Source organism: Peptostreptococcus canis, from assembly GCF_014229965.1.
GTDB lineage: Bacteria > Bacillota > Clostridia > Peptostreptococcales > Peptostreptococcaceae > Peptostreptococcus > Peptostreptococcus canis.
Map to the genome: position 1 here is coordinate 189619 of NZ_JABGBW010000001.1, position 12098 is coordinate 201716.

Genomic DNA, 12098 nt, shown 5'->3' on the forward strand with positions numbered 1-12098 from the left:
TGCTTTATGAAAGCAACGTATGTAGATATTCACATCCATACTTCAGAGAATCCTAATGACTTAGCTTCTGATTACGATGTAAGTGAATTATTATGCAATGTGCGCAAAATAGCAGGCGATAATCCGATTCTTTTGTCGCTTACAGATCACAATACTATTAATAAATTGGCGTATATGAATTTATTAAAGGAAGATGTTTCAGTAGTATTAGGTGTAGAACTCCATATAAAGAAATATTCTGATGCGCCACCTTATCATTGTCATATTATTTTTAATACTGAAATTACTGAAGAAATTATTGATAATATAAATGAAAAGCTAGATAAACTGTATCCAGATAAGGTAGTAACTGATGAAGATGAAAATACACCAAATATTGAAATGATAATAAATGCTTTTGACTCTCACGATTTTTTATTGTTGCCACATGGTGGACAATCACATAGGACATTTGATAAAGCAACTTCAAAGAAAACTAAATTTGACACATCAATGGAGCAAAGTATTTATCATAACCATTTTGATGGCTTTACTTCTAGAAGTAGTACAGGGATTGAAAATACAAAGGCATATTTCAAAAGAATTGGAATTCATGAGTTCGTCAATCTTATTACTTGTACTGATAATTACAATCCAAAGATTTATCCTAAAACAAAAGCCAAAAATGCTGAAGAGTTTACACCTACATGGATGTTAGCTGAAGCGAGCTTTGACGGTTTAAGATTATCTCTTTCCGAAGAGTCGAGATTGTACTATAGTACTGAACCACCCCAAAAATGGACACAGACTTTTGGGAGAATTGAGCTTTGTAATGAAAAGATTGAAATCGATGTAAACATGACTCCGGGTTTAAATGTGGTAATAGGAGGATCTTCTAGTGGGAAAACATTGTTTGTTGATAGTTTAGTTAGAGGTACTAAAAGGGATTTTCAAGAATCGAAATATAATTACTTTAATGTAGAGGATATTGTTATAGAAAATCCAACAGGAGTTAGTCCTTATTATATTAGTCAAAATTTTATTATGTCAATAATCAAAGATAGCGGAAGTGATTTAGGTGAAATACCAGTAATAGATAAAGTTTTTCCAGAAGATAAGGAAACCCTAGAAAGTATAAGAAACAGCTTAAAAAGACTAAAAGAGTTAATTAACACTTTATTAGATAGCGCTAGAAAGTTTGAAAAACTTAAAGATGATTTTTCGCATATTAAAACTCCCAACTTTCTTATTACAAATGAGATAATAAAAGAAAATGTAATAGAAAAGATAAAACCAAGTGAAGATGAAAAGGAGAGGGTCTCTATATCTATTACAACAGTTGAAGAATATAAGACCATGCTTGAAAACATGAAAATGGTCTTCAAGAATCATCCCATAATTGGTAGTAAGGATGATGAAGTGAATGCATTAAATCAAGCGTTAGATGACTTGCTTCTAATTTCCAAAATAAACTCTGTAATGGTAGATGAAATCAATAAATCTTTGGTGCAGGTGAACAAGAAATGTATTGAAAACAACAGAAAAAATACGCAAATAAAGAGTGACAGAGATATATTGCTTAAATATATATACGATTCAATAAAAGCGCTTAAAGATTTTTATTTCGCCAAAAGTGAATTGTCTAAGTTTGATGTGGCTTTTGAAACAAAAGAAATAAAAGTAGGGGGGCATACTTTAAGTATAAAAAATTCGTTTAAACTGACAGAAAATGAACTTGTAGCTTCGATTAACAAATGTCTAACTAATGAGAACAGATTAGCCTGCTTTGACGAAATAAATCCATCAACATTTGAAAAAAATAAATTTTCGCAAAGACCGAAGATTAGTTCACATTCTGATTTAGCAAATAAAGTATATAAAGATATTGAGAATACTGATAAAAAAGAATACCAAATTATTACAAAGGATGGGCGGGACTATAAAAGTTTAAGCCCTGGGTGGAAATCAGCGGTTATCTTAGATTTAATTTTGGGATATGAGGAGAATTTTGCTCCAATAATTATTGACCAACCTGAAGATAACTTAGCTACTAATTATATCAATCGCGATCTGATTGAAATGATTAAAAATATCAAAGAAGATAAACAAGTAATTTTAGTTTCACATAATGCCACAATACCAATGTTGGGAGATGCACAAAATGTCATAATATGTGAGAATGACGGAGAGAGATTATATATCAATTCTGCGATTTTAGAGTCAGGGGTAAAAGGGAAAAAGACTCTAGATTGGATTGCAGAATTAACAGATGGAGGTAAACCCTCAATAAAAAAGCGAGTCAAGAAATATAATTTTAGATCATATAAGGGAGTATAGTAATATGAAACTGAAATTCTACAAAAGTGAAGACAATGATTGTGTAAAAATTATAACTAAACATGGAAAAGAGTTGGAGTTTGAATATATAGAAATGATTAGGCATATATTTAACGACAAAGAAATTGAGGAAGCGGATATTGATGATCAGTACAGTGAAGAAGAGAGAGAATCTATTCGGACTTTAATTTCAGGTATTTCCACAACAATAGAAACACTTTTTAGTGATGAAAATGAGAATGAAATTTAGTATAAGGATGTGATGACGTGTGATAAACGGCTAGTTCCTACTAGAAATCTCATATATTGTTTATCAATGAAAGAATACTGGAACTGGTACTGGAACGGGTAAAAAAATCTGAAAACGAGCCGAAATTAGATGATTTTCCCAGCACCCGAAGAATTAAAAGTATGCAATTTGGACGCTTTGGGATAGAATGAATAGTAGAACAAGAAGAGTGGGAGTAGGGGCAACAAATATGTTACTGTAAATAAACCGTTGAATATACAGCGTTTCAGCGATTTGTAGGAGCGAAAAACTCTTGAGTGAACCTATTTTGATACTAAAAAGTTGAAATAGTATGTTCAAAAAGTAGTTGTTGAATTTGGGTGAATTGTTTAAAGCCTTCCATCGTTTTGGTGGGAGGCTTTTGTGGAAAATAATAATTGGAAAATAGAAATTAGAGGGAGAAAATGCGAGAATACAAGATTAGGGGGACAAATTACAAAATTAGGTATAATGATTTCTATGGTGAATTGACACCTATTATATTTATTCATGGATTAGGATGTGCAGGGTCTTTTGATTATGTTGAAGTAGCTTCTTTTCTTGGGGTTAACCATCGAATAATACTAATTGATTTATTGGGTGCAGGCTACAGTGATAAACCACTGTCTTTTAAATATACAGTGGATTTACATGTTAAATACTTAAAAGAGTTCATTGAAGATCTTAATTTAGAAGAAATAATTATTTTTGGACATAGTTTAGGCGGAGCTATAGCAATAGAATTATGTGATTTGTTAAGTAACCGTATTAAAACCCTTATACTTAGTGAATCTAATTTGGATCCAAGCAGTTATGGATCAGCAAGTTTTGAAATTGCTAATATTAACGAAAATGACTTTGATAAGTCATTTGAAAAAAAGATTGCAGAGTATGAGGAATCAGGCAATACAATGTGGGTGGCTGCTTTAAGAAATTGGTTACCAAAAGCTGCATTTGAAATGTCAGTTAATGCAGTAAGCGGGGGAGAAATATCATGGAGAAATATTTTGTATCAATTTAATTTTCCAAAATATTTTATTTTTGGAGAAAAATCATTACCTGATGCGGATTTTGAGAAATTACAAGAACATGGTGTAATAATTGAAGTTGTTCCAAATGCGGGACACTCAATGGCTTGGGAAAATCCCGAAGATTTTGCAAAAGTTATAAAAAGATGTTTATAAACTCCGGTTTACCTCAATAATTGATTACAAAATAAATATCCACCGGATATGCCGGTGGATATTTATTTTCATAATACTAACTCTTAACACTTAACCTTAAATTTATAAAGCTCCTAAAGTCGAAAGCTGTCTTCTTTATCGATTTAATCATATTAATTATTGCCTTCTACAACAGCATTTGTATAACCTGTAGAGAGTTTTTTTTGTGTATAAAATTAAAAAGGATTTTGAATCTGATTTTTTTCTGAAATTTAAAAAGTATAATACTCCCAACTTGGTCAGTAAAGAGAAACCAAACAAAGATAAGGAGGAAAAATTATGGAACAGAGAATTAAAATCAAGAATCTGCATAAAAACTTTGGGAGTAATCAGATTCTAAAGGATATCAGCTTTGAGGCAAAGCCGGGGCGGATAACGGCTTTTCTGGGGCCAAATGGAGCGGGGAAGAGTTCGACACTTCGGATATTACTGGGACTGGATAAAGCCAGTAGCGGCACAGCTAAAATCGGAGGGAAAAATTATACCGATTTAAAAAAGCCATTAGTTGAAGTCGGAGCATCGTTTGACGGTGTTGGTGCACCAAAAGATCGGACAGTGTATCGTCATCTGAAAATTGTAGCGGTCAGCAATGGAATAAGGCACTCCAGAATCGAAGAAGTTTTAAGCATCACCGACATGACGCATAAAAAAGAAGCCCTAATCGGCAATTTATCTCTAGGCGAAGGGCAAAGATTGGGGATAGCCACCGCTCTTCTGGGTAATCCGCAGTTTTTGATTTTGGACGAACCGACCAATGGACTGGACCCAAGTGGTATTCGCTGGTTTAGGGAATTTATCAAGGCACAGGCAAACGAAGGGAAAACTATACTCTTATCTTCGCACATTTTGGCTGAAGTGGAAGCAGTGACTGATGATGTGGTAATCATTCATCAAGGTAGCATTATTTATAGAGGAAATCTCTCAGCCGTAATGGATGAGGCAACTACACTGGAGGAAGTTTTCTTTCGCTTAACGGGAGGAGGGGAAAATCAATGAAACGGTTTTTGAAATGTTTACATAGCGAGTTCTTGAAACTGTATTATTTAAAGGCAACCAAGATTGTGGTTGGTTTGGCGGTCTTTTTGCAAGCGGTGCTTGCCTATATCGGAGCAAAACAAATCCTGGCAATTGGCTTAAATGCAACGCCCGAAACTAATCAGGCGCTACTTGAAACCTTACCGCCTCTGGAATATTTGGGCTTTGAATCTATTCTGATTGGAATAATGCCAATGGTAGTTCTGGGATCGATTTATGGTGCCGGTGAATATCAATCGCATTCTATGAGAACAACTTTGCTTTCCGTTAATAAAAAAGGCTATGTATTTAGTGCAAAAACCATTGTATTGGCGGTTGCATCTGCTATTATTGCTGCTTTGGCAATAGCTTTGACTATTCTGGTGACACATTTTGCCTTGGGAAAGGCGGGGTTGAATCCTTTTGTATTAACACCATTGGTCAGAAAATACATTGTCCTTGGGGTATGTGCCTGGACCGGACTAACGATGGTGGCATTTATGCTTGGTTTTCTCTTCAGGACACCTATCATAGCCTTACTGTTTTTGATTCCGCAAATTTACAATGTAGGTGATTTTTTAGCGAAACGCTTTACGTGGGCAAGCTTTTTACCGGTGGCAATCGGCAATCGCTTAATTGCCACATCCGAAAAAATAATAAACACAAATCCACTGCAAAACATCGGGCTTTTAATAATTTGGATTGCAGTAATCGGAAGCTTGGCATATGTACGTTTTTATCGCAGTGACTTAGGTGGGGAGTATTAAGATGAAGAAAACATATTTCATAAGTGAGCAACTGAAATTTATTTACAATCGCTGGATTATCCTGACAATACTTGGCCTTGGTTTGTTTATTCCGACAATGACAATCGTACTAAACACGGCTCCGGAAAAAATCAGTTTCGATTTTCTGGCAAATCAAATACTGCAAAGTTTTTATTTGGGACAAGTAGGGTTTGTGGTTATCACCGCTCTATACTTCGGGCAGGAGCTGAGTCATGCAACCCTTAGAACGAGCCTTTTATGCCTGCCAAATAGGGGTAAGTTTCTGCTGACTAAGCTACTTAGTCTGCTTATGTGGGAAATTATACTTTTAGCGGTGTTTACCATTTTTTCCATAATTGTGATTTCTTTTAATTTTCGGTATAATATGAATCAAGAAGAATTGTTAAAAATGTTTACATTATTGATTTCAGTCTATCTTTCTACCATTCAGCTTAGCTTTATCCAAGCGGCTTTGGTGATGATAGGCGGTTCAATGGTGGTGGCTTTGGCAGCGGTTTTATCTTTTATTTTAGGTTTAGGTCAAGTGTTATTGCAGTTTTACCATGGATTTCGATATTTCCCGGTACTGTCGGTGATGAATGCATTTTCAACAAGGGCTAAGTCAGTGTATCCGGAGGTGGTGGCGGGGCTTTCTTTTCAGCAACTCTGGTGTATATTGCTATTGGTGACAGCATTTTTTATACTAAGAAGAAGAACCGTTCGATAAAGGTAGAGAATAGGAAGTGATAGCATGGCGTATCGAATTTTAGCGATTGATGATGATCCCGGTATTTTAAGACTGATTCAGAATATCTTAAATTTATCCGAATATGAAGTGGTGACTCGAAGAAGTGTTGAGGAAATCAATTTATGCGATTTTTCAAGCTTTGACTTGATTCTTTTGGATATTATGATGCCGTTAAGCGGACTGGATATCTGTAGGCATATTAGAGAAGAGATTCATGTGCCAATTATTTTCATAACTGCCAAAGATAGGGAAGAGAATATGATTGAGGGCATTAATGCCGGGGCGGATGATTATATTACCAAGCCTTTTACCGTTAAGGAATTGCTTGCCCGGGTGAAAATGCATTTAAGAAGGGAAGAGCGACATAAAAACAAGGAATCGCTACTGCGAAGTGGAGAGCTTGTGATTAACCCGGATTTGCAGGCTGCCTTTGCCGGGAATCATAAGATTGCGTTTACCAAGAAAGAGTTCTTAATTCTGCAATTGCTGGCGATGAATCCGAATAAAATATTCTCGATTGAGGAAATTTATGATAGAATATATCCACAAAGCTCGAATACGCAATTTCGCTCGATATCAGAGTTTATTTATCAAATTAGAAGTAAATTACAGCCTTATGAAATTAACCCGATTGAAACGATGTGGGGAGGGGGATATCGATGGAAAGCAGACTAAGCTTTGATGGATTGGTACGTAGAACCGGATTTAGAATCATCAGGGACTTTATATTAGCGATTTTAATTCTGTATATTATGCCAATGATGTTTGTATCCGTAGAGTCTTTTGGTGAGGTTGGGGAAAGGATAGCAGCGGTATTTTTCAATATCTTTTCCTGGATTTATCTTTGCCTGGCCTTAATTTGGATTATAGGCTATCATAGTAAAAAGATGCTCCGTCTAATCAAGAAAGAGATGGATATGGTGTATCACAACAGCATGTGGTTGGAGCCGCAACCAAAAGACAATAGCTTTTATTTGCATGAGTTTGCACATACCAACACCAGAATTGCAGAAATGCAAAAGCGGATTCAAGATATGATTATCGATGAAAAAAAGCAGAAAGAAGAGCTGATTTTTAAAGTGTCGGCAGCATCTCATGATTTGAAAACGCCTTTGACGGTAATACAGGGCAATGCTGATTTACTTTTATATTCAAAACCGGACGCAGAACAGGAACAGTGCCTGGAATATATTATGGTGGCATGTACCAAGCTGAAGGATTATTTTAATGCATTGATAAATTACTCGAATACTTTTTATGAGGATAAATCAGCTTGGAAATCCCTACCGGTGGAGGAAGTGATTGATATAATTCGGCATGAGGCAACTTTCTTTTTGAAAAATGAGGCGAAGTTTGAGCTTGTAGATGAGACAAAAGCAGGCAGTAGCATTTGTTTAAATTTGAATTATTTGTTACGGGCAATTGTCAATCTGCTGAGTAATGCCAAAGAATATACCAAGGCGAAAGAGCCGGAGATTAAGATTACGGTGAAAAACATGGATGATATGTTGGTGTTTTCAATTTGGAATGAGGGTAGTTGCTTTTCAAATGAGTTGATCGAGCAGGGGGTAAAGCTTTTTTACCGAGATAACAAAGAAAGAAACTTCAATCAATCGCATTTTGGTATCGGCTTAGCCTTTGCCAAGCGGGTAGCGGAACTGCATGAGGGAGAACTGGAAATCTCCAATCAAAACAATGGCGCCAAGGTTGATTTGAAGTTAAAGATGACTACGGCAGCTACATTTAAATAATTAAGATTAAGATATTTAAATTCAAATTAGAAAAATCTTGGAATCATGATTCCGTGATGATAACAGTGGATAAAGTGTATGCTGTCTATAATGAAACGATAAAATATATCGGTGCATATGAAAAAGCCAAGGAGGTATTTGGCATCCCTAAATTAGAAAGCGATTTTTTGGCAAAAGCTGGCGAAGGAGGAGACTCCACTCAAGAGATTATTTCCGGCAACTCGCTATCAAAGTATATTGTTATCCGGTCGGCTCTTAAAAATGATAGGAAGCGGATGAAAGATGAGAAGGAAGGATGGACCCCAAATGAGTTATGATCTATTTATATTTGAAGCATCGAAAGCACCCAAAACCAAGGAGGAATTTTTAGCTTGGTATGATAAGCAAACGGAATGGAGCGAAAATCATGGATATAGTGATATTTCCGTTGCTTCGCCGGCGTTGCAAAAATTCTATAAAGAATTACGTAAGACTTATATTATGGGAGACGAAGATGTGTTGACAGCAGAAGGTAAGACTTTAGCGGAAGAAGAGAGTGCGGGAAAAGATAGTGAGTATATCCGTTCCTGCTCGATTGGCAGAGAGATGATGTACATAGGCTTTTCTTATACTAATGCTGTCGATATTTGTGAGGAAGTTGAGTATTTGGCATCGGACTGCGGAGTTGGATTTTATAGTTGCAGTGGTGCCTGTGAAGTCATTTTTCCCAATGGAGAAATGATTTATGACTGCTATCTGGAGTAGATTATAGAAGAAAAAACAGGTTTTATAATATATAGCGTCGATGGTAATAAAAATAAATTCAAAGTTGTAAGACTAAGAAGGATAATATTACCGTCAGCGCTATTATTTTTATATAGAAAAACATGTCAATTCTGTTGTATAATAAAGTCGATTAATTTTTATTCAAAACAATATGGTCTTACTTTTAAAAACAGGATAATTAATGAAATTTATTATGAGAATTCGCTATTTTAGGAAACTTGATTTTAATATTTTTAATCAAAAGAGAGTTATCGCTATATTTTAGCTTGAAATTATGTTATAATATAAAAAAAATTGTATATAATTTTTTATATATAAGGAGTATAAAGCAGATATATAAGAAGTATAAAGCAGAAATTTAAAGGTCGAAAATATTTGAAATTTAAAAATGTTCTTAATTAGTATTATATTAGAAGAATTGAGGGGAAAATGGCTAAAAAACTTAAAGATTACTATGATATAGAATATTTAGAAAAACTTGCGGATTTAATAATAAAGCATACTGAAAATTTCAACAAAAAAACTTTTTTTGAACTGACAAAGAATTCTATTGAAAATTTGGAATTTAATCAAAGACAAGAACTTATTGCAAAGGGGCTTTATAATTCAATTAATTTTAACTATGAAAATACTATTTTAATTTTCTATAAAATTTTAGGTCCTGAGCTTAGGGGAAATAGTGGTGCATTTTCTGAAGGTTGGTGGTTATGGCCGATTGGTAAATATGTTGAACTATATGGTGTTAATTACTTTGAAATTAGCGTAAACTTTAGTAAAGAACTTACAAAAAGATTTACCTCAGAATATTGCATGAGACCACTAATCAAGAGATATCCAGAGGAATCCTTGAAGATTTTATTAGATTGGAGTTTGGATGTTAATGAAAGAGTCAGAAGACTTTCAAGTGAATGTTTGAGAATAAGACTTCCTTGGGCTAAAAAACTTTATACTGCTTTAGAATATTTTGATTTATATTTTCAAATACTAACAAATTTAAAAGATGACAAAGATAAGTATATTCAAAAAAGTGTAGCTAATAATTTAAATGATTTATATAAAGAAGATCAGGATAAATTTTATAAAATCATTGAAAAATGGAGAGAAGAAACTATGAGCAAAGAATGTGAATGGATTATAAAACATGGCTCACGCAATATAAAAAAAATTTAATTTAGAAGTTAGATTTACCTTTTTATGCTAAATTTTAATTTAAAGTATATATTTAAAAATTTTTTATATTATAAACCGACAAAAAAATGTCGGTTTGAATGTCGGTTTGAGCCGTAAAGTTAGCGTAGTTTGAATGGGAATAACAGCAATAACTAAACCTCTGTTACAAGAACTTTACAAATAGCTTATTTCAGCGATTTAAGAAACATAAAAAACTCTTGAGTGATACTATTTTGATATTAAAAAGTTGAAAGGTCAACTCAAAAGTGAGTTGTTGAATTTATGTAAGTTATTAAGAAAGTCTTCCATCATTTTGACGGTTGTGGATATAATGAAGTATATATACGAAAAGTAAAGTGGAGTGAAGAGTTATGAAAGATAAATATATAAGAACAAATATTTTACCAATTACTCTGGAATGTTTATTTATATTATGCTGCTTGTTGCTGAACACAGCATATCATATATACATTAACTTTTTGTTTTACAGCTTTTTATTAATATATTTTTATCGGAGAAAAGATTTTTCGCTAAAAGAATGGCTGGATTCTATAAAAGGAGGGCAAACTTTCTGGAAACAAGTAATATTGACGATATTGTTTTTTTTGTTTTGCTTTCATCATTACAACTCTTTTAGAACATGTATTTCCTAATCTCAATACCGGAATGATTTCTCTGAAAGTTGACAATTGGTTTGAACTAATTTTATTTATAGGAGCTACAATAATACTTCCTCCAATCGTTGAAGAGGCTTTTTATAGAAAAAATCTTACTTCTTTTGCAAATAAGGAAATCCTGATTTTAACAACTTTATTTAGTATGTTCTTATACGCTTTGGAACATGCATTGACTATGTGGGGGATATTACTATGTATGATATGGGCTTTGCCATTAAGTATTTCATATATTAAAACAAAAAACGTATATGTTCCGATGACAGCACATTTCATATGTAATATCGTTGTAAACGGCATTACGGTTGTTGGAATATGCAGGTTTTTATTGCATTGATTAACTTTATATAAATTGTGAAATATAAATATAGTATTGTATAGAAAAAGCACATGACTTTGAGGTTATAGAATATTTAGCATTTAATAATTAATATATTTCGGTTGACAAGAGAATTAATTTAGAAAGGAAATTTATGAAAACAAAAAACAAAAACTTTGCAGTAGTATTGGTACTAGTGGTAATAGCTCTGTGTTTTGCGATTTACAAGATTTTTGACAACAGTCAAATGGATAAAGAGAGAGCCTTTGCCATTGGTCAATTAAGCAATTTAAACGTAAATGCAAGTGAATCAGATGTATCTGAATATAAATTTCTCTATAATGATACAAAAGGATTCCCTGGCGATGGTTCGATGATTATTGAGTACAAACTTAAAAATGATTTAAATGAACCTTTTAAAAAAGAGGCTAATCCTAAAAATGTCTCTGGAGAGGGCATGAAGGTCTTTAGAAAAGTGAATCTAAGTGAGCAAAAGATAAAAACTTATGTAAAAGAATACGAGGACATCAATCTGATTGACAAAAAAATAAAAGATGTTTTCGATTCGACTGACTTCTTAAATTCTTCAAGTACGTATTTAGTAGAAACTCATAAGGATAAAAATACGGAAAATTATGTGTCTTTGGTTTCGTATGATAAAAAGGCTAGAAAGATCATAGTTTTCATTAATATGATTTAGGAATATAAGCGGTAAACATCGCCGATTCAATATCAAATAGTGTGGGTGGTTCTCCTAAAGGACTACTTACACTATTTTTTGCATATAATATTGCCCTGATGTATCGGGGGACAAACCATGGCATATCCAATATCGAAGGAGGGACACTTTTTGTATCTGATGATTATGCGATCTATTGTTCTCCTACTTACACCTAAGGCTTTAGCTACACGATTTTTGTTCCCACCTTTTTCGACTATTTTTTTTATAGCTTCGTATTTATTTTGTTCATTAATTGTAAGTTTAACCTTTCTCATAAACTACCTCCCATGAGATAGTTTATATCATAATCATATTTAAGACAATTTCATTTGCGATTACTTAGGACAATATCATATATGATT

The 12098-nt window shown here is 33.5% G+C and carries 14 protein-coding genes; 13 read left to right on the forward strand and 1 reads right to left on the reverse strand.

Features of this window, described 5'->3' with window-relative positions; translation table 11 throughout:
* Positions 1-6 precede the first annotated feature (6 nt).
* The 13 genes from HLB29_RS00965 to HLB29_RS01025 all read left to right on the forward strand — a co-directional run bounded on the left by HLB29_RS00965 (position 7) and on the right by HLB29_RS01025 (position 11715).
* Positions 7-2316, forward strand: a complete 2310-nt coding sequence (locus tag HLB29_RS00965; protein ID WP_185623289.1) for a hypothetical protein — start codon at positions 7-9, stop codon at positions 2314-2316.
* Between the two features lie 4 nt (positions 2317-2320).
* Complete coding sequence (locus HLB29_RS00970; RefSeq protein ID WP_185623290.1) at positions 2321-2566, forward strand: hypothetical protein; 246 nt, start codon at positions 2321-2323, stop codon at positions 2564-2566.
* Positions 2567-3009: 443 nt separating this feature from the next.
* A complete protein-coding gene (locus HLB29_RS00975; RefSeq protein WP_185623291.1) occupies positions 3010-3768 on the forward strand; it encodes an alpha/beta fold hydrolase in 759 nt (252 codons plus the stop codon).
* A 318-nt stretch (positions 3769-4086) separates the two neighbouring features.
* Entirely contained in the window at positions 4087-4803 is a 717-nt protein-coding gene (locus HLB29_RS00980; protein WP_185623292.1) for an ABC transporter ATP-binding protein, read from the forward strand.
* Positions 4800-5588 carry a hypothetical protein gene (locus HLB29_RS00985; RefSeq protein ID WP_185623293.1) on the forward strand — a complete coding sequence of 263 codons (789 nt, stop codon included), beginning with the start codon at positions 4800-4802 and terminating at the stop codon, positions 5586-5588. The genes HLB29_RS00980 and HLB29_RS00985 overlap by 4 nt, the downstream gene beginning before the upstream one ends.
* A 1-nt stretch (position 5589) precedes the next feature.
* Positions 5590-6315: a hypothetical protein gene (locus tag HLB29_RS00990; protein ID WP_185623294.1), complete on the forward strand. Its 726-nt coding sequence runs from the start codon at positions 5590-5592 to the stop codon at positions 6313-6315.
* A 24-nt stretch (positions 6316-6339) separates the two neighbouring features.
* The gene (locus tag HLB29_RS00995; protein ID WP_185623295.1) at positions 6340-7011 is read left to right on the forward strand and encodes a response regulator transcription factor; all 672 of its coding nucleotides are present in this window, start codon (positions 6340-6342) and stop codon (positions 7009-7011) included.
* The gene (locus HLB29_RS01000; protein WP_185623296.1) at positions 6996-8087 is read left to right on the forward strand and encodes a sensor histidine kinase; all 1092 of its coding nucleotides are present in this window, start codon (positions 6996-6998) and stop codon (positions 8085-8087) included. Before HLB29_RS00995 ends, HLB29_RS01000 begins: the two co-directional genes overlap by 16 nt.
* Positions 8088-8140: 53 nt before the next feature.
* On the forward strand, positions 8141-8404 hold the full coding sequence (locus HLB29_RS01005; RefSeq protein ID WP_185623297.1) for a hypothetical protein: 264 nt from the start codon (positions 8141-8143) through the stop codon (positions 8402-8404).
* Positions 8394-8831 (forward strand): hypothetical protein, encoded by a 438-nt coding sequence (locus HLB29_RS01010; RefSeq protein ID WP_185623298.1) that lies wholly within the window; start codon positions 8394-8396, stop codon positions 8829-8831. The genes HLB29_RS01005 and HLB29_RS01010 overlap by 11 nt, the downstream gene beginning before the upstream one ends.
* Before the next feature lie 450 nt (positions 8832-9281).
* Positions 9282-10022, forward strand: coding sequence for a DNA alkylation repair protein (locus tag HLB29_RS01015; RefSeq protein ID WP_185623299.1), 741 nt, complete (start codon positions 9282-9284; stop codon positions 10020-10022).
* 666 nt (positions 10023-10688) lie between these two features.
* The gene (locus HLB29_RS09650) at positions 10689-11033 is read left to right on the forward strand and encodes a CPBP family intramembrane glutamic endopeptidase (protein WP_243155059.1); all 345 of its coding nucleotides are present in this window, start codon (positions 10689-10691) and stop codon (positions 11031-11033) included.
* Between the two features lie 136 nt (positions 11034-11169).
* Entirely contained in the window at positions 11170-11715 is a 546-nt protein-coding gene (locus HLB29_RS01025; protein WP_185623300.1) for a hypothetical protein, read from the forward strand.
* Positions 11716-11786: 71 nt separating this feature from the next.
* On the opposite strand, the gene HLB29_RS01030 is transcribed toward HLB29_RS01025, so the two are convergent.
* A complete protein-coding gene (locus tag HLB29_RS01030; RefSeq protein WP_185623301.1) occupies positions 11787-12011 on the reverse strand; it encodes a helix-turn-helix domain-containing protein in 225 nt (74 codons plus the stop codon).
* Positions 12012-12098 lie beyond the last annotated feature (87 nt).

What these genes read in the sequence shown, in the direction of transcription:
- HLB29_RS00965 (WP_185623289.1), top strand. Translation starts at nt 7, where the DNA reads ATGAAAGCAACGTATGTAGATATTCACATCCATACTTCAGAGAATCCT.
- HLB29_RS00970 (WP_185623290.1), top strand. Translation starts at nt 2,321, where the DNA reads ATGAAACTGAAATTCTACAAAAGTGAAGACAATGATTGTGTAAAAATT.
- HLB29_RS00975 (WP_185623291.1), top strand. Translation starts at nt 3,010, where the DNA reads ATGCGAGAATACAAGATTAGGGGGACAAATTACAAAATTAGGTATAAT.
- HLB29_RS00980 (WP_185623292.1), top strand. Translation starts at nt 4,087, where the DNA reads ATGGAACAGAGAATTAAAATCAAGAATCTGCATAAAAACTTTGGGAGT.
- HLB29_RS00985 (WP_185623293.1), top strand. Translation starts at nt 4,800, where the DNA reads ATGAAACGGTTTTTGAAATGTTTACATAGCGAGTTCTTGAAACTGTAT.
- HLB29_RS00990 (WP_185623294.1), top strand. Translation starts at nt 5,590, where the DNA reads ATGAAGAAAACATATTTCATAAGTGAGCAACTGAAATTTATTTACAAT.
- HLB29_RS00995 (WP_185623295.1), top strand. Translation starts at nt 6,340, where the DNA reads ATGGCGTATCGAATTTTAGCGATTGATGATGATCCCGGTATTTTAAGA.
- HLB29_RS01000 (WP_185623296.1), top strand. Translation starts at nt 6,996, where the DNA reads ATGGAAAGCAGACTAAGCTTTGATGGATTGGTACGTAGAACCGGATTT.
- HLB29_RS01010 (WP_185623298.1), top strand. Translation starts at nt 8,394, where the DNA reads ATGAGTTATGATCTATTTATATTTGAAGCATCGAAAGCACCCAAAACC.
- HLB29_RS01015 (WP_185623299.1), top strand. Translation starts at nt 9,282, where the DNA reads ATGGCTAAAAAACTTAAAGATTACTATGATATAGAATATTTAGAAAAA.
- HLB29_RS09650 (WP_243155059.1), top strand. Translation starts at nt 10,689, where the DNA reads ATGATTTCTCTGAAAGTTGACAATTGGTTTGAACTAATTTTATTTATA.
- HLB29_RS01025 (WP_185623300.1), top strand. Translation starts at nt 11,170, where the DNA reads ATGAAAACAAAAAACAAAAACTTTGCAGTAGTATTGGTACTAGTGGTA.
- HLB29_RS01030 (WP_185623301.1), bottom strand. Translation starts at nt 12,011, where the DNA reads ATGAGAAAGGTTAAACTTACAATTAATGAACAAAATAAATACGAAGCT.